Annotated in this window: 6 protein-coding genes and 1 pseudogene; 3 read left to right on the top strand and 4 right to left on the bottom strand. The window is 63.0% G+C overall.

The genetic code is table 11. The features are described from left to right. Positions 1-98 precede the first annotated feature (98 nt). Positions 99-206, top strand: a pseudogene (locus AOA62_RS13705) (thiol:disulfide interchange protein DsbG); the annotation flags it as partial. Between the two features lie 117 nt (positions 207-323). On the opposite strand, the gene AOA62_RS13700 reads toward AOA62_RS13705, so the two are convergent. Both AOA62_RS13700 and AOA62_RS13695 read right to left on the bottom strand, forming a co-directional pair. Then, positions 324-13,214, bottom strand: coding sequence for a non-ribosomal peptide synthetase (locus tag AOA62_RS13700; protein WP_099548901.1), 12,891 nt, complete (start codon positions 13,212-13,214; stop codon positions 324-326). Positions 13,215-13,265: 51 nt separating this feature from the next. Beyond that, complete coding sequence (locus AOA62_RS13695) at positions 13,266-14,018, bottom strand: thioesterase II family protein (protein WP_099548900.1); 753 nt, start codon at positions 14,016-14,018, stop codon at positions 13,266-13,268. Positions 14,019-14,318: 300 nt separating this feature from the next. Between AOA62_RS13695 and AOA62_RS13690 the strand changes: the two genes are divergently transcribed. Beyond that, a complete protein-coding gene (locus AOA62_RS13690; protein ID WP_005789991.1) occupies positions 14,319-14,870 on the top strand; it encodes an RNA polymerase factor sigma-70 in 552 nt (183 codons plus the stop codon). Positions 14,871-15,058: 188 nt separating this feature from the next. Here AOA62_RS13690 and AOA62_RS13685 read toward each other — a convergent pair whose 3' ends face one another. Together AOA62_RS13685 and AOA62_RS13680 are read right to left on the bottom strand one after the other, a co-directional pair. Beyond that, a complete protein-coding gene (locus AOA62_RS13685) occupies positions 15,059-15,847 on the bottom strand; it encodes an ABC transporter substrate-binding protein (protein WP_017134981.1) in 789 nt (262 codons plus the stop codon). 93 nt (positions 15,848-15,940) lie between these two features. Beyond that, complete coding sequence (locus AOA62_RS13680; RefSeq protein ID WP_099548899.1) at positions 15,941-16,564, bottom strand: TetR/AcrR family transcriptional regulator; 624 nt, start codon at positions 16,562-16,564, stop codon at positions 15,941-15,943. 153 nt (positions 16,565-16,717) lie between these two features. Between AOA62_RS13680 and AOA62_RS13675 the strand changes: the two genes are divergently transcribed. Continuing rightward, complete coding sequence (locus AOA62_RS13675) at positions 16,718-18,496, top strand: acyclic terpene utilization AtuA family protein (RefSeq protein ID WP_099548898.1); 1,779 nt, start codon at positions 16,718-16,720, stop codon at positions 18,494-18,496. The last annotated feature ends 11 nt before the right edge of the window (positions 18,497-18,507 follow it).

The following is an 18,507-nucleotide window of genomic DNA, read 5'->3' as shown; positions in this document are numbered from 1 at the left end:
CGTGGGAATGCCTCATGTGACGCTCTGCGTCACGCTTTGGGACGCAGAGCGTCGTGGGCTGCATTCCCACGCAGAGCGTGGGAACGATCAGTGAAGCTCTGTCGGCAACGCCAGCGATTTTCTATCTGGATGACAAGGGTGGCTTGCAGCAACAGCAAGGCGCGCCGTCGCCGGACAAGCTGGTGAAGATTCTCGGCCCTAAATAGCCCATCAGATCGTTCCCTACGCTCTGCGTGGGAATGCCTCAGGTGACGCTCTGCGTCACGCTTTGGGACGCAGAGCGTCCTGGGCTGCATTCACACGCAGAGCGTGGGAACGATCAGTTACAAACCCTCCAGCTCCGCCATCAGATCACTCAACCGATCGACCTTCTCTGCACTGATCTCATTGGCCGCCAGGCCGTCGATATACTCGGCCAACTCCGCCACCGTGCTGCATTCGAACATCGCCCGCAGCGGCACATCCCGTTGCAGGGTTTTCTGCACCCGCGAAGCAATCTGCGTGGCCAGCAATGAATGCCCCCCCAGCTCGAAGAAGTTGTCCTGCACGCCGACCCTTTCGACCTTCAACACCTCAGCCCAAATCGCTGCCAGGGTAGCTTCCAGTTCGTTGCGTGGCGCCAGGTAATCCTGGCTGTGCAACTGGCCAATCTCCAGGGCCGGCAGAGCGTTGCGGTCCAGCTTGCCATTGGCGTTCAGCGGCAGGCGGTCAAGCCATAACCAGTGCAGCGGCACCATGTATTCCGGCAGCTCCGCGCGCAGGCGTTGCTTGATGCGGTCCAGGCGCTCACCCGGATTCAGCGCTGCATCCGTCGCCACCAGGTAACCCACCAAATGCTTGCCGTTGACGCCTTCCTGCACACCCACCGCCGCATCCCGCACATCCGGCTGTTCATGCAGGCGCGCTTCGATTTCACCCAGTTCGATGCGATAACCGCGAATCTTCACCTGATGGTCGATACGCCCGACATATTCCAGCACACCATCACTGCGCCGACGCGCCAGGTCGCCGGTGCGGTATAGCCGCTCGCCCGGCGCGCCGAACGGGTTCGGCACAAACACCTGGGCGGTGCGCAATGGGTCGCTGACATAACCACGCCCTACGCCCGTGCCTGCCACACACAACTCGCCCACCGCACCTTGCGGCACCAGCGCCAGCGCACCATCAAGCAGGTACAAGCGGTTGTTGTCGGTTGGCGTGCCAATCGGCAGGTACGTGCCACGGGTCGACGCCAGGTCAACGCGGAAGAACGCCACATCATCCGAGCACTCCGCCGGGCCATAAGCGTTGACCAAGCCGATCTCGGGGTAACGCAGCAACCACTGGTGCGCCAGCTCCGGCGGCATGGCTTCACCCGTCGGCAGCATCCAGCGCAAGTCGTCCAGGCTCATGCGTTCTTGAGCGAGCATGCCCTGGATCAGCGACGGCACGCTCTCCAGCACGGTAATACCTTGGGCCTGCACGTGCGCCAACAAACCCTGCGGGTCATGGGCGATGGTGTTCGGCACAATATCCACCCGCGCGCCAAACAGCGGCGCGGTGAGGAACTGCCACACAGAAATATCGAAACTCTGCGAAGCGGTCTGCGCGATCACATCTGTCTCGCTCAGTTGCAGATACGGCACCTTGCTCAACTGGTTATTGAGCATGCCGCGCTGTTCCACCATCACACCTTTGGGCAACCCCGTGGAGCCGGAGGTGTAGATCACATAGGCGAGGTTATCCGGCGTGCTGTAGATGCCGGGGTTTTCGCCACGGCCGGGCACTTCTTCCCATACCAGCAACTGGCAGTCAGTGCCGTCCAGCAATTCAATCGCCTGCTCGCGGCACGCCTCGGTGCACACCAGCAACGGTGTGCGGCTCAGGTCGATGATGCGGTTCAGCCGCTGGCTTGGCAGGTCTGGGTCCAGCGGCAGGTAACCGGCACCGGCCTTGAAGCTGCCGATGATCATGCCGAGCAAATCCAGGTTACGCTCGGCCAGCAGCGCCACCGGCTGATCCAGCCCGACACCGGCCTCGATCAGCGCGTAGCCCAGGCCGTTGCTGCGGCGGTTCAATTCATCGTAGGTCCATTGCTGGTCGAGGCAACTGGCGGCGATGCGCTGCGGATGTTGCGCCACCTGCACTTCGAACAACTCGACATAGCTGCGTTCCAGCGGGTAGTCATGCTCACTCTGGTTACAGCCGTCGACCAGAAACGCCCGCTCCTGCTCGCCGATCAGCGGCAAGTCCGCCATGTCGCCATGGAAGCCCTGCACCAACGCCAGCAGCAGGCGCTTGAACTCGCCCAGCATGCCTTGCACGGTGGTTTCATCGAAATAGCGCTGGTCGTAGGACAGGTGCAAGCCGAGGTCATCGCCCGGATAACACACGGCCGTCAGCGGGAAGTTGGTGTGGGTGCGGCCGGAGTCCGAGGTGGCATTCAGGCTTTGCGCACGGTCCAGCACCGAGACTTCCACCGGTGCGTTTTCAAACACGAACAGGCTGTCGAACAGCGGCTGGCCTTTAGGCAATTCGCTGTGTTCCTGGATAGTCACCAGCGGCAGGTATTCGTATTCGCGCAGTTGCATATTGCTGTCGAGCAAGCCGCTCAGCCACTGACGCACACTGCAAGTCTGGTCGTCTTCCGGCAGTTTCACCCGCAGCGCGATGCTGTTGATGAACAGGCCGACAGTGCGTTGCATCTCGGGCATCTCCACCGGCCGCCCGGCGACGGTGACGCCAAACAGCACATCACGATCACCGCTCAAACGCCGCAGCACCAAGGCCCACGCCGCTTGAGCGAAGGTGTTGACGGTGAGTTGATGGGCCTGGGCCAATTCGCGCAATTGCGCACCGTCGCGGGCATCCAGGCGGGTGTAGCAATCGCCTACCACCATGCCGCCGCTGTGGCCTGCGTGTTCACGCAGGAATGGCCGGTCGCTCGGGATCGGCGTGGTGCGCTCGAACCCTTGCAGGTTCTGTTGCCACCACTGGCGCGCTTCATTGAGGTTCTGGCGTTGCAGCCAGGCGATGTAATCGCGGTAGCGCGGCGGCGTGGCCAATTGTGTATCGCGGCCCTCGCCCAAGGCCATGTAGATGTCGAAGAAATCATTCATCAGCAACGAGCGGCACCAGGCATCGATCAGGATGTGGTGGTTGCTCATCATGAACCAGTAGCGCGCCTCGCCCACGCGGATCAGCCGCAGGTGGAACGGCGCCTGGTTGAGCAGATCAAAACCGGCCTCGCGCTCGGCCTTGAGCAAGGCTTGCAGGCGCGGCTCCTGCTCGGATTCGGGGTCATGGCTCCAATCCAGATACTCAATCGGCGTGCTGCCCGGCTTGTGGATCACCTGCAGCATGTCCTCGCCGACGTTCCAGCAGAACGACGCACGCAAGGCTTCATGCCGGGCGATCACCGCCTGCCAGGCCTGGGCGAAACGCTCGGGGTCGAGGGCGCTGTTGATGCGGTAGCGGTCCTGCATGTAGTAGAGGCCGGTGCCCGGCTCCAGCAAGGTGTGCAGCAGCAGGCCTTCCTGCATTGGCGTCAGCGGGTAGACGTCTTCGATGACGTTGGCCGGCACCGGCAGGCTGTCGAGCTGCGATTGAGTCAGGTGCGCCAACGGGAAGTCGGACGGCGTAAGGCCACCCGCCTCGTCGTTGAGGCAATGCGCGATCAGGCTTTGCAGCTCGCTCAAGTACCCATCCGCCAGTTCACGGATGGTCTGTGGGTCATGGCGCTCACGGCTGAAGGTCCAGCGCAGCAGCAACTCACCGCCGTACACCTGGCTGTCGACACTCAGCTCGTTGGGCAGCGGCGCATCCGGGTCGTGGGCCAGGCCCGCCGATTCATCCAGCGGGTGGAACAGTGCATCGGCGCCGAAGCTCTGGTCGAACTGGCCGAGGTAGTTGAAGGTGATCTGCGCCGTTGGCAATGCAGCCATGGTCTGTTTGCACTGATCGTCCGCCAGGTAACGCAGCACGCCATAACCCAGGCCTTTGTGCGGCACGCCGCGCAGTTGTTCCTTGATGGCCTTGATCGAGTCGCCCTGCCCGGCTTGCGGTGTCAGGCGCAACGGGTAAGCACTGGTGAACCAGCCGACGCTGCGGGTCAGGTCGATTTCATCGAACAGGGTTTCACGGCCATGGCCTTCCAGTTGGATCAAGGTCGAGGCGTGCCCCGTCCAGCGGCACAGCACGCGGGCCAAGGCGGTCAGCAGGAGGTCGTTGACTTGGGTGCGATACGCGCTCGGCGCCTGTTGCAGCAACTGTCGGGTATGGTCGGCACCCAGGCGCACGCTGACGGTCTCAGCCTCGCCATTGCGCAGTGAACCCTGTGGACGCGCCACTGGCAATTCCACCGCAGGACCGGCCAGTTGGTCTTGCCACAGGCTCAACTCTTCGCGCAGGGATTCGCTGCCGGCATAAGCGCGCAGACGCGCGGCCCAATCGCGCAATGCGCTGGTCTTGGCGGGCAGGCTGACGGACTGGCCGTCGCTCAACTGGCGGTAAACCGTTTGCAGGTCCTCCAGCAGTACGCGCCACGACACGCCGTCTACCACCAGGTGATGAATCACAATCAGCAGGCGTTGCTGGCCTTGCGGGCCGTCCACCAGCAAGGCGCGCAACAGCGGGCCATGCTCAAGGTCGAGGCTGCGTTGGGTGTCAGTGAACAGCTCAGTGCAGGCCTGCATATCGCGCACTTGCGCCTGCATCAGCACACCGCCTTGGGGCACGGCCAGGTGCTCGGCATGCCAGTGTGCGTCGCGCGTGGAGAAGCTCAGGCGCAAGGCGTCGTGATGCTCCAGCACCGCCAGCAGTGCTTGCTCCAGGCGATGGGGCTCCAGCAATTGCAGCGGCTTGAGCAGCAATGCCTGGTTCCAGTGCTGACGGTTGGGGATCTCGGTATCAAAGAACCAATGCTGGATCGGCGTCAGGCCCGAGCTGCCGGTGAGCAGCCCCTGCTCGGCTGTCACTTGCTCGGAGCGCGTAGCCACGGCGGCCAGGGTTTGCACGGTCTGGTGCTGGAACAAATCCCGTGGGCTGAAATGAATCCCGGCCTGCCGCGCACGGCTGACCACCTGGATCGACAGGATCGAGTCACCGCCCAGCTCAAAGAAGTTATCGTCCAGGCCGACTTGCTGCACGTTCAATACCGCGCACCAAATGGCCGCCAGGCTTTGCTCCAACTCATTGCGTGGCGCCACGTAGGTTTGGCGATTGGCCGTAGGATCCGGCTGCGGCAAGGCGCGTCGGTCGAGCTTGCCGTTGGCGGTCAGCGGCATGCTGTCGAGCACGATCAGGTGCGCGGGCACCATGTAGTCCGGCAGTTGCGCCTTGAGGTGCGCCTTGAGTGCATCACGCAAGGCGGCAGGGTCGGCGTCGCTGACCAGATACGCCGCCAGCTGTTTACCACTGGGTGAATCCAGCGCCAGCACCACTGCTTCGCGCACGGCTGCGTGCTCCAGCAGGCGCGTTTCGATTTCACCCAGCTCGATGCGGAAACCGCGAATCTTCACTTGATGGTCGATACGGCCCAGGTACTCCACCAACCCATCGGCGCGTTGGCGCACCAGGTCGCCGGTGCGGTACAAACGGCCGCCATCGGCAGCAAACGGATCGGCGACAAACCGCTCGGCCGTCATGCCCGCACGTTCGTGATAACCCTGGGCCAGACCGGCGCCGCCCACATACAACTCACCGGTCGCGCCTTGTGGCACCAGCGCCAGGTCGGCATCGAGGATATAGGCCACGCGAGCGCCGATGATGCTGCCGATCGGCACGCTGGCGGCGCCTTCTTCCAACACGTGCGGCGCCAGGCTGGCCAGCGGCATCACCACGGTTTCGGTCGGGCCATAGGCGTTGAAAAATAGCTCGGGCTGGAACGCCGCACGAATCCGCTGCAAGTGCTCGCCGGTCAGCGCCTCGCCGCCGGTGATGCACATGCGCACCGGTAAAGTCTGTTGCCGGGTCGCCAGCCATTGCGCCAATTGGCTGCCGTAGCTTGGCGTGAAGCCGAGGATATTGATGCCATGGGCACGGATCAGTGCGCAGATTTCTTCGGCATCCCATTGGCCTTGGGCGCGCAACACCACCTGCGCACCGCTGAGCAGCGGCACCAGTAGACGCTCGGTGGCGGCGTCGAAGTTGATGGAGTAGAAGTGCAGCTCGCAATCATCCGCGCGCATGCCAAAGCGCTCGATCACCGCCTGGCAATGCATGGCGATTTCACCGTGGGACACCACCACGCCCTTCGGCTTGCCCGTGGAGCCGGAGGTGTAGATCAGGTACGCCTGATGTTGCGGCAGGCTGATAAAGGGCGGCTCGGCGGCAGGGTAATTGGCCAACACCGGCAAGTCATCTTCCAGGCACCAGCACGCGACCGTCGCCGGCAATTCGCCAAGGGCTTCGAACATCGCCGCATCACTGAGCAGCAGGCCGATGCCACTGTCTTCAATCATGTAGTGCAGGCGGTCGAGCGGGTATTCCGGGTCCAGCGGCACATAAGCGCCGCCGGCCTTGAGGATCGCCAGCAGGCCGATGACCATTTCCAGCGAGCGCGGCAGCGCCAGGCCGACCCGCACCTGCGGGCCAACGCCGCGCTCGCGCAGCATCCAGGCCAGGCGGTTGGCGCGTTCATCCAGTTCGCGATAGCTGAGCGTCACCCCGGCAAAGGTCAACGCCGCTGCATCGGGGCGGGCCAATGCTTGTTGGCTGAACAGCGGGTGAATGCACTGATCCAGGCGGTGTTCACCCGCCTCGATACCCAGGCTGCTCTGCAAGGCGCGCTGCTCAGTGGCCGTCAGCAAGGGCAACTCGCTCAGACGCTGTTGCGGGTTGGCGATCAACGCTTCCAACAGGTTTTGCCAATGTGCGGCCATCCGCGCAATACGCGGCTCGTCGAACAGATCGGTGCTGTAGGTCAGGCAGCAACCCAGCCGATGGTCGAGGTCGGTGACTTCCAGGTTGAGATCGAACTTGGTCGCCCGCGCATCGTTGACCAGGTATTCGACGGTCATGCCCGCCAGTTGGCGGCTCTGCTGGAATTCCCAGCGCTGCACGTTGCACATCACCTGGAACAGCGGGTTATATGCCGCGCTGCGCGATGGTTGCAGGGCTTCCACCAGATGATCGAATGGCAAGTCCTGGTGAGACTGGCCTTCGATCACGGTATGGCGCACCTGCTCGAACAACTCGGCCACATTCATCTGCCCATTGAGCTGGCAACGCAGCACCTGGGTGTTGAGGAATGCGCCGATCAGCCCTTCGCTTTCCGGGCGAATGCGGTTGGCCACCGGCGCGCCGATGCGCAGGTCGGTCTGGCCGCTGTAGCGGTAGAGCAGCACCGCCAGGGTGGCGGTCATGGTCATGAACAACGTCAGGCCACGTTCGGCGTTAAAGGCGCGCACGCGAGCGGCCAAGTCATCGCTCAGATCAAAACGGTACAACTCGCCCTGATGGCTTTGCACCGGCGGCCGTGGGCGGTCGGCGGGCAGTTCGAGCAAAGGATGCTCATGGCCCAGTTGAGCAGTCCAGTAGTCCAGTTGGCGTTGGCGCTCGCCAGCCTCCAGCCACTGGCGCTGCCACACGCTGTAGTCGAGGTATTGCACCGCCAGCGGCGCCAGCGGCGAGTCGCGTTCGTCGATAAACGCCTCGTACAGCGCGCCGAGCTCACGGGCGAAGATGTCCATGGCCCAGCCTTCGGTGACGATATGGTGCAGGGTCAGCACGAAGTAGTGCTCCTGCTCGCCGGCCTTGACCACGCAGGCCCGCAACAGCGGCCCGGTTTCCAGGTTGAACGGCGTGTGAGCTTCCTGATCGGCGAAATCTTGCAGGCGCTGCTGACGCTCGGTTTCATTGAGCGCGGAGAAATCCTGCCAGCCCATGCGCATGCCGGTTTGCGGCGAAACCTTTTGGTACGCCACGCCATCGACGCTCGGGAAGGTGGTGCGCAGGGTTTCGTGACGCATGATCAAGGCTTGCAACGCCGCCTCAAAACGCCCCACATCCAGCACGCCGCGCAGACGCGCCATGCCGCCGACGTTGTAGGCCGGGCTGTTGGGTTCCATCTGCCAGAGGAACCACATGCGCTGCTGGGAATAGGACAGCGGCACCGGCGCGCTGCGGTCGACCCGGGCGATAGCGGTTTGCTGATTGCGTTGGCCCGAAGCCTGGATCGCGCCCACTTGCTCGGCAAACGCACCCAGCTCGCTGGCTTCGAACAAGCTGCGCAACGGCAACTCGACGTCGCAGGCCTGGCGGGTGCGGGAGATGATTTGCGTGGCCAGCAACGAGTGGCCGCCGAGGGCAAAAAAGTCGTCGCGCAGGCCGATACGTGGCAAGCCCAGCACTTCGCGCCAGATCGCGGCAATCTGCTGCTGCAACGGCGTTGCAGGCTCGATGTGCTCGCGGGTTTGCCACACAGGCTCTGGTAATGCGCGGCGGTCGAGTTTGCCGCTGGGGCTCAGGGGCATGGCGTCCAGACGCATCAGCAAGGTGGGCACCATGTACTCCGGCAGCTCGGCGGCCAGGGCGGTTTTTACCTCCTGCTCGGTAAGCTTCGCAGGCGCGGTGTAGTAACCGATCAACTGCGCATCACGCACCAGCACCACGGCTTGGGCGATGCCGTCCAGCGCCAGCATCCGTGCTTCGATTTCTTCAGGCTCCACACGGAACCCACGCAGCTTGACCTGCTGATCAAGGCGGCCCAGGTATTCGAGCACGCCATCTGCGCTCCAACGCACACGGTCACCGGTGCGGTACAGGCGTGTGCCGGGTGCGCCCAACGGGTCAGCCACAAAACGCTCGGCGGTCAGCCCGGCGCGGCCAAGATAGCCGCGCGCCAGGCCGATGCCGCCGATGCACAGTTCGCCCGGCACACCGGCCGGTAATGGGTTGAGTTGCTCATCCAGCACGCGGCAGATCACATTGCCCAGCGGCCGGCCGATGGGCGAGCGTTCGCCATCCGCAACCTGGCAATGCCAGTGGGTCACGTTGATCGCGGTTTCAGTCGGGCCGTACCGGTTGTGCAGTTGCACCGCCGGCAGCTGCGCCAATACGCGGTTACGCAGCTCGGCAGGCAAGGCTTCACCGCCGGAGAACAGACGCCGCAGGCTGGTGCACTCAGTCACCAACGGCTCATCGATAAACAGCTGCAGCAGCGGCGGCACAAAGTGCAGCGTGGTCACGCCGTGTTCCTGTACCAGTTGCGCAATGCGGTGCGGGTCACGATGTTCGCCAGGGCCGGCCAGCACCAGGCGGCAGCCGCTGATCAGTGGCCAGAAGCACTCCCACACCGACACGTCAAAGCTGATCGGCGCCTTTTGCATCAGCACATCGGTGTCGTTGAGTTGATAGGTGGCCTGCATCCACTGCAAGCGCTCGGCCAGGGCCGCATGGGTATTGCCCACACCTTTGGGCTGGCCGGTGGAGCCGGAGGTGTAGATGACGTAGGCGAGGTTGTCGCCATTCAAGTGCAGGCCCGGCGCCTGGGTCGGCCAGCTGTCCAGGTGCATGCTGTCCATGGCGATCACACACACGCCTTCGGTGGCCGGCAGCAGTTCAAGCACTGCGGTTTGGCTCAGCAACAGGTGTACGCCGCTGTCCTTGAGCATGTAGGCCAGGCGGTCGGCGGGGTAATCCGGATCGAGCGGCACATAGGCGCCACCGGCCTTGATGATTGCCAGCAGACCGATCAGCAGCTGCGGCGAACGCTCGGCGGCGATGGCCACGCACACATCCGGGCCGACGCCCTTGTCACGCAGGTAGTGGGCCAGGCGGTTGGCCTGGGTGTGCAGTTGGGCGAAGGTCAGGCTGCCGCCTTGCCAGACCAGTGCGGTGTTGTCAGAGATCTGTTGGCTGAGCAGCTCGGGCAGCCACTGCCGGGCCGGGGCACACGGGGCTTCGCTCCATGGCTGCTGCTCGTCTGTGTGCATCAGCTTGAGGTCGCCGATGGCGTGCTCCGGCTGCTCGCACACCGCGTGCAGCAGGTTGATGAAGTGCTCGGCGAGGCGCTGGATGGTCGCGCTGTCGAACAGCTCATCGGCGTAGTCGAACGCCAGGCTCAAACGCCCGTTGCGGTCTTCTTCAGTGTGCAGTTGCAGGTCGAACTTGGCTTCGCGACTGTGCCATGGCAGCTCATCGGCAAGCATGCCCGGCAAGCGGCGCAAGGCGCTCAAGTCGCGCTGCTGGTGGTTGAACATAACCTGGAACAGGCCTTGTTCGCGGGCCTGGGGGAAGGCTTCCAGCAATTGTTCGAAGGGCAGGTCCTGGTGAGCCTGGGCGCCCAGCGCAGCCTGGCGCGTGGCAGCCAACAGCTGATTGAATGGCAGGCGCCCGTCCAGCTCAACGCGCAGCACCAAGGTATTGATGAAGAAGCCAATCAAGCCTTGGGTTTCCTGGCGCGGACGGTTGGCATTGGGCACGCCGATACGGATATCGCGCTGGCCGCTGTAGCGGTAGAGCAGGCTCTGGAACGCCGCCAGCAACAGCATGAACGGTGTGGACTCATGGGCTTGAGCGGCCTGGCGAATGGCTTCGCTGAGCGCTGCGTTCAAGCGCACGCTATGGCGCGAGGCACTGTGGGTGTGCTGCGCAGCGCGTGGATGGTCGGTGGCCAGGCTCAGGGCCGGGTGCTCATCACCCAATTGCGCCTGCCAATAGGCCAATTGCCGCTGGCCTTCGCCTTCGGCCAGCCATTGACGCTGCCAACTGCCGTAGTCGGCGTATTGCAGGGCCAGTGGCGGCAGTTCCAGGGTTTGGCCTTGGGTTGCGGCGGCATACAGACGCGAGAATTCGTCGATCAGAATGTTCAGCGACCAACCGTCGGCGATGATGTGATGCAAGGTCACCAGCAGTTGGTGATCTTCATCGTCCAGGCGCACCAGCGTCACCCACAGCAACGGGCCTTTTTCCAGGTCGAACTGGGTGCGCGCTTCGTCTTCACGGATCTGCTGCGCGCGGGCTTCGCGTTCGGCGCTTGGCAGGTCGCTGAGGTCGATCACTTGCAGCTCGAAACCGGTGTTTGCCTCGACGCGCTGGAAGGCTTGGCCATCGCGTTCATAGAAGCGCGTGCGCAGGGCTTCGTGGCGCAGGATCAACTGCTGGAAGCTCGTGCGCACCGCATCTTCGTCCAGCTCGCCGCGCAACCGCAGGGCGCCGGGGATGGTGTAGGCGCTGCTGTGCGGGTCCAGTTGCCAGGTGATCCACAGGCGGTTCTGTGCCAGGGATTGCGGCAAGTCTGCCTGGCGTGACAAGGCCTGGATCGCGCCTTGGGCAATGCCGCCGTCTTGCTGCAATTGCGCCACATTGGCGGCGAACGCCGAAAGCGTCGGCGCCTCGAACAGCAGGCGCAGGTTCAGCTCCAGGCCCAGGCTTTCACGCAGGCGCGCGACCACCTGGGTGGCGGTGATGGAGTTGCCGCCGAGCAGGAAGAAGTGGTCATCGGCCGCCACGGTTGCGACCTGCAACTGCTCGCACCAGATCGCTGCAATCTGTTTTTGCAGCTCGGATTCAAGCAGCGCATCACTGGCCTGGGCTTGCAGACTCGGGAACTGCGCATAGCTGTCGAGGCTGCCATCGGCATGACGAAGCGCGCACGCCGAACGCTGCACCTTGCCGCTGGAGGTCTTGGGCAAGCCACCGGGGTTGAGCAACACCACCACGCTCGGGGCTTCTTGATAGGCCTCGGCCACCGCCTGGCGAATCGCCTTGATCAAGGCCTCCGGCGGCAGGATTTTCTGCACGCTGCGGCTGATTTCTGCGGCGATGCCGATGCCTTCCAGGCCTTGGTGATTCACGGCAAACGCCGCTACCCGACCCTTGCGCACCACTTCGACTTCGCGCTCGACGGTCTGCTCGATGTCCTGCGGATACAGGTTGTGGCCGCGCACGATCAGCAGGTCTTTGAGGCGACCGGTGATGTACACCTCGCCGTCGCGGATAAAGCCCAGGTCGCCGGTGCGCAGCCAGGTGCGCCCCGCGTGTTGTACAAAGGTTTTGGCGCTGGCCTCGGGGTTGCGCCAGTAGCCGTGGGCGATGCTGGGGCCGGCGGCCCAGAGTTCGCCGACACGGTTGTCGGGCAATTCGGTGAGGGTGTGCGGATCGGCGATCAGCACCGCGTGTTCCGGCTGGCTCGTGCCGCAACTCATGATCGCGCTGCCCTGCCCCGGTTCAGCGCGGTTGGCGGCCAGCGCCTGTTCATCCACACGCAACGCGGGGATGCCTTGACCACGGGTGCCACCGGCGACAAACAACGTCGCCTCGGCCAGCCCGTAGGAGGCGAAGAAATTATTCGAGGTGAAACCACAAACGGCAAACTTCTCGGCGAAACGTTCCAGGGTGTCGAGGCGGATCGGCTCGGAGCCCGAATACGCCACGCGCCACTTGCTCAAGTCCAGGCGTTCCAGCGCGGTTTCACTGACCCGCTCGCTGCACAGGCGATAGGCGAAATCCGGCCCGCCGCTGATGGTGCCACCGTATTCGCTGATCGCTTCCAGCCAGCGCAATGGGCGGCCGAGGAAGTACGCCGGCGACATCAACACACAGGGCACGCCACTGAAGATCGGTTGCAGCAAGCCGCCGATCAGGCCCATGTCGTGGTACAGCGGCAGCCAGCTGACGATTACATCATCCGGGTGCAGATCAATGCCGAAGCCGCGACGGATCAGCACTTCGTTGGCCACCAGGTTGCCGTGGCTGACTTGCACGCCCTTGGGTAGCGCGGTGGAGCCGGAGGTGTATTGCAGGAAGGCGATGTCGTCCGCTTGCAGCGCGGGCTCGACCCAATTGCCAGCGCTCTGCAGGGTATCGACGCTCAATACCGGCGGCGCGTTCTCGATCTGCGCCAGGCCGTCGGCGAGGCAGGCGATGGTCAGCAGCAGGCGCGGCTCGGCATCGCTGATGATCGACAGCAGCCGCTCCTGATGATGGCGCTTGGTCGACTCCGGCGGATAGGCCGGCACCGCGATGACCCCAGCGTACAGGCAACCAAAGAACGCCGCGACGTAATCCGGGCCGCTGGGGAACAACAGCACCGCACGGTCGCCCAATGCCGCATTGGCCTGCAAGGCGGCGGCGATGGTGCGGGCGCGCTGGTCTAGGTCGCGGTAACTGAGCACAACGCTGTCGGCGGCGGATTCGGCAAGGAAGCGCAGGGCCACCTGGTCCGGGGTCTGCGCGGCGCGGTGTTGAAGGGACTGGACCAGGGTGCGGGGAAGTTCGAAGGCGTCCATCATGGGGTTCCTGCCTGAAATCGGCTTACGGGAAAATCGGGAATTAGGGCCGTGCTAAACGGCAGCCAGTTGGCGCGCCGCATCATTGCGCCAGCGGGCCAGGTGCTCGTCGGCATAGCGACGCAGGCAGCGCAGCACCGCGCTTTCGTGCTGCACGAGGAAGAAGTGGTGGCCGTCGAACATATCCAGGGAGAAGCCGCTGGCGGCATCCAGTTGCCAGTCGAGCAACTGGTCGGCGCGCACACTGTCCTGCTTGCCGCCAAACACATGGATCGGCATGCCCAGTGGCGCGCGCTCGCCATAGATGAAGCTGCCGCACAACAGGAAGTCGGCGCGCAGAATCGGCAGCATCAACTGCATCAATTCCGGGTTGGCCAGCGCCTCTTCGGCGGTGCCCTGCAGTTCGCGCAGGCGGGCGATCAGTTGTTCATCGGTCTTTTCGATGGCGTATTCGCTCACATCGCGGCGCGCCGGGCCGGCGGTACCGGAAGCAAATAACGCCAGCGGCGCAGGCAGATTGCGTGCCTTCAGTGCATGCGCCATTTCAAATGCCAGCAGGCCGCCCAGGCTGTGGCCGAACAAGGCATAGGGGCTGCCCAGGTCACGACCGATCTCGTCGGCAAGCTGCGCGGCCAAGGTTTTGATATCGCGCTGCAACGGCTCATCCATGCGCATGCCGCGGCCCGGCAATTCCAGCGGGCACACCTGCAACCAGTCAGGCAGAGCCCGGCGCCAGCGTGCATAGACCATCGCGCTGGCCCCCGAATAGGGCAGGCAGAACAGGCGCAATCGCGTGGAAACGCTCATTGATCGCGGTCTCCAAACTGAAAAACGCTGCCTGCACGATAAAAACCCATTTCGCCCTCCTGCGGGTGCTGATCCTTGGCCGTTGGCTAACGGGCCTGTCACCCAGAAGAACGGACGGCCCGGGCAAATAATTAGTCGCCGGGAGCGAGGGAGGCGTAGTTCACAGCGAACAAGAAAGCATAAGATTAGTTCGTCTTCTCATTTGACAATCATTATCATTAAGCATAATTTGTTGCCCGATGTGTAGGAGGCCTCAGCAAGGACGCCCTCCCCTAACTCTTTCGCGACAAGGTGATTTCCATGACGGAACAAGTATCCACAGGCAGGTGCGACTCACCCCTTTTGCAGGCATTCGTCGACAATCGACTTATTTTGGTGAAGATCGCCGCCCGGATTACCGGTTGCCGCTCGCGCGCCGAAGACGTCGTGCAGGACGCCTACTTTCGGCTGCAATCAGCGCCGACCATCACCTCGTCGTTCAAGGCTCAATTGAGTTATCTGTTCCAGATCGTGCGCAACCTGGCGATCGACCACTACCGCAAGCAGGCCCTGGAGCTCAAATATTCGGGGACGGAAGAGGAAGGCTTGAATGTGGTCATTCACGGCGCTTCACCGGAAACTTCGCATATCAACTTCAACACCCTGGAAAACATCGCTGACGCCCTGACGGAGTTGCCCCAGCGCACCCGCTATGCGTTCGAGATGTACCGTCTGCACGGCGTGCCGCAAAAGGACATCGCCAAGGAGTTGGGCGTATCGCCAACCCTGGTGAACTTCATGATTCGTGATGCGCTGGTGCATTGCCGCAAGGTGTCGGGCAGCCATAGCGATACGTTTGCACGCAGGGTGTGAAGCTGTAGAGATATGTGGCGAGCAGGCTTGCCCTGCGTTGGGGCGCGAAGCGGCCCTAAAACCGGACACTCGGTCCTAATTGGAAGAGCGCGGTGGCCTTACTGGGGCCGCTTCGCAGCCCAACGCAGGGCAAGCCTGCTTGCCACAACAAGCCAGGTGGCCACAACAGGCCTGCTCAACGCAGATAATCAGGGCACCGGCCTCACATCAATGCGATACGGCTCGAAGATCTTCAACATCTCCCCGCTCTCACGCAGGTGCTTGAGCAGCTCGGCGAACGCCGCGCCGGTGATCGGCGCTTTGGGCCGTACCAGCGCGTAGTGGTGATACACCTGGTCAATCCGCTCCGAGACCAGGAACTGCCCGGCCATGTCCGCATTACGCACCATGAAGTCGCTCAGGTACGAACGCGTGACCAGCGCAATATCGGCACGCCCGCGCGCCACCATCAGCAGGTTGCTGTCATGGGAGTAGGTCAATGTGGCGTTGAAGTGTTCGGCCATGTTCTTGGGGTCGGGGTTGAAACCGGCAAAGGCGTAGTGATAACCGCTGAACACTGCAAGGCGCTTACCGGCGAGGTCGGTGAAATAGCTTTGGTCGCGGCCGGGCTTACGTTGGGCGACGAAGATTTCTGCATCTTCCAACCCCATGTCGACACTGGTGTGGGAAATATCCTGCCAACCCCAGTCGGGGTTTTCGAAGATGGCCATGTCGACCCGACCTTGCTCGAAATCACGAAAGCGCCGTGGAATCGACGTCGGCACCAACACAAACTGGTAGTCGGTTTGCGCAGCGTTCAGGGCTTCGACCAGTTGCGGCAACAAACCGGTATCGGCGCCCTGCTCGGGCCGAACGGTGTAGGGCGGGAAGTGCGCGGCGCCGATCCTGACCAATTGCGCGGCCGACGCCGGCAGCCACCACGCGGTGCCCAGTGCCCATATAGTCAGTCCTGCAGCCAGCCGCCATGGCGAAAACATTGAGGCACACACCGTTTAACACTCTGATGGCAATAAGCTAGGCGTTTTTGTCAGGGGAGACAACTTTCCGTCGGCAAATTAATAGCTTGCGCCTCAATCAGCTTTAAGCACCATCAACAGCGCCTCCTCGGCCAACTGCTCGAGGGTCAGGCTGCCTTCGGCGCGAAACCAGGTGGTGGTCCAGGACAAGGCGCCGGTCAGGAAGCGTCGAGTGATAAACACATCTCCCCTGATGTAACCCGCCGTCTTGGCCTCGCCCAGCACCTGCAGCCAGATGTCCTCATACACATCGCGCAGCGCCAGCACCTGAGCCTGGCCTTCAGCCGACAGCGAACGCCATTCATAGACCAGCACTGCCATCGCCTCGCCACTGCCACCCATGATCGACTGCAACTCGCAGCGGATCAGCGCCAGCACGCGCTCACGCACGTTGCTGGCCTCTTCAAGTGATGCGCGCATCATCGCGGTGTTGTAGTGGATGGTTTCCTCCATCACGGCACGCAGGATCTCGTCCTTGCTCTTGAAGTGATGAAAGATACTGCCGGACTGAATGCCCACGGCACTGGCCAAATCACGCACGGTCGTGCGCTCGAAACCCTTGTTGCGAAACAGGTGAGCCGCGGTTTGCAGCAACTTGCCCCGGGCACTGTCGGGGTCGGTCAACTGGCCGCCGTCGACCATGGTGCGCATCACCCGCAGGGCTTTTTGCTCATCCATGCTGCTCTCCTTCATCTCTACTGACGTCTTGGGCGGCAATTTAGGCCGTGGCCGCCAGCCAAGCAAGCGCTTGGGCAAAACTTATCTCAACCGTTTACAAACCAAGCGCTTGCTTGGTAGTCTCGACACCAGCCATCAGAGGAAGGATTTCTCATGAGCAAGACGGTTCGTATCGGCTGCGCCAGCGCCTTCTGGGGCGACACCTGCACGGCTGCCGCCCAATTGGTGCACGGCGGCGCCCTGGATTACCTGGTGTTCGACTACCTGGCGGAAGTCACCATGTCGATCCTTGCCGGTGCGCGGATGAAAGATCCCCAGGCCGGTTACGCCACGGATTTTGTCGAGGTGCTCACGCCGTTGCTGGGGGAGATCCAGCGCCAGGGCATCCGTGTGATCAGCAACGCCGGCGGCATCCACCCGCACGCCTGCGCCGCCGCCCTGCAAGCGGCCTGCGACAAGGCCAGTGTGCCGCTGAAAATCGCCGTACTGCTGGGCGACGACCTGCAACCTCAACTCAAGCAATTGCACAACATTACCGATATGTTCAACGGCGCGCCCCTGCCGCCGATGTGCGTTTCGGCCAACGCCTACCTCGGTGCACCCGGCATTGCTCAGGCACTGGCGCTGGGCGCCGATATTGTGATTACCGGGCGCGTGGTCGACAGCGCCGTGGTCAGCGCCGCCTTGGTGCATGAATTCAACTGGTCGTGGCAGGACTACGACCGCCTCGCTCAAGCTGCGCTCGCCGGGCATATCATCGAATGCGGCGCGCAGTGCAGCGGCGGTAACTTCACTGATTGGCGTGATGTACCGGACTACGAGCACATCGGCTTTCCCATCGTCGAAGTCAGCGCCGACGGCCAATTCAGCGTGAATAAAGTCGCCGGCACCGGTGGGCTGATCAGCGAACTCAGCGTGGCCGAACAGTTGCTGTATGAAATCGGCAACCCGCGCGCGTATTTACTGCCCGATGTGATCTGCGATTTCAGCCAGGTCAACCTGCAGCAGCAAGGCCAAAACTGCGTGCGCCTGCACGGCGCCAAGGGTTTACCGCCCACCGACCAGTACAAGGTCAGCGCCACTTACCCCGACGGTTTCCGTTGCACCGCCAGTTGCCTGATTGCCGGGATCGACGCGGTGGCCAAGGCCGAGCGAGTCAGCCAGGCGATCATCAACAAGACCTCGGAACTGTTCAGCCAACGCGGCTGGGCGCCTTACACCGAGGTAAACATTGAACTGCTCGGCAGCGAAGCCACCTACGGTGCCCACGCCCAGCGCCAGGATTGCCGCGAGGTGGTGGTGAAATTGGCGGTACGCCACCCCAGCAAACAGGCCTTGGTGCTATTCGCCCGCGAGATCGCCCAGGCGGCGACCGGCATGGCACCCGGCTTGACCGGCATTGTCGGCGGGCGACCGACGGTGTACCCGCTGATTCGGCTGTTTTCATTCCTGGTCGACAAATCATCCTGCGCACCGCAGGTCGACTTCCAAGGCGCGCGTCACGCCGTTGCATTGCCTTCATCAGCGCCGATGCGCACACCCGCCGCGCCGATTGATCCACCCAAACCCGAAGGCCGCGCGGACGCCAGTGTGCCCCTGGTGAAACTGGCCGTGGCGCGCTCCGGCGACAAGGGCAACCACAGCAATATCGGCGTAATCGCCCGCCACCCCAACTACCTGCCTTGGATCGCCGAAGCGCTGACCCCGGAGGTGATCGTCGACTGGATGAGCCACGTGCTCGACCCACTTCACGGCCGTGTCGAGCGCTGGTACTTGCCCGGCAGCCACAGCTTGAATTTCCTGCTGGAAAACGCCCTGGGCGGCGGCGGCATCGCCAGCCTGCGCATCGACCCGCAAGGCAAGGCCTTCGCCCAGCAGTTGCTGGAAATCCCCATCGCCGTGCCGCAACACATAGCCGATCAACTCTCCTAAAGGACCGTCGC

Origin of the sequence: Pseudomonas sp. 2995-3, assembly GCF_002742565.1 — a bacterium.
Classification (GTDB): Bacteria; Pseudomonadota; Gammaproteobacteria; order Pseudomonadales; family Pseudomonadaceae; genus Aquipseudomonas; species Aquipseudomonas edaphica.
This window is presented reverse-complemented; position numbering and strand designations above follow the sequence as displayed.